Genomic DNA, 366 nt, shown 5'->3' on the forward strand with positions numbered 1-366 from the left:
CGGTCTTCAGCAGCTTCTCGCCCGGCGCATACGCGCCGTCGAACCACTTCAGCTCGAAGCGCGCGACCGCGATGTCGTGGATCTTGCCCTGGTTGTGCTCGTGGCGCGTGACTTCGAGCCAGTTGCCGTCCGGGTCGACCATCCGCCACCACGCCAGGTTGTCGAGCGCGGTGCCCCACAGCATCTTGCCGCCCGCGTTCATCGCGACGTTGCCGCCGATGCACGAGGCGTCGAGCGAGGTCGGATCGACCGCGAACACGTAGCCGGCCGCTTCGGCCGCTTCGGTCACGCGGCGCGTGACGACGCCCGCGCCGGAGAAGATCGTCGGCACCTTGTGCGCGACGCCCGGCAGCTCGGTGAGCTCGA

The 366-nt window shown here is 69.4% G+C and carries 1 protein-coding gene; it reads right to left on the reverse strand.

Annotated features, from left to right (window positions below):
* Nucleotides 1-366 (reverse strand): FAD-binding protein (locus KPB06_RS04430; RefSeq protein ID WP_275920427.1); only part of this gene is annotated, 366 nt, incomplete at both ends.

This window comes from Burkholderia semiarida, assembly GCF_029268935.1.
Classification (GTDB): Bacteria; Pseudomonadota; Gammaproteobacteria; order Burkholderiales; family Burkholderiaceae; genus Burkholderia; species Burkholderia semiarida.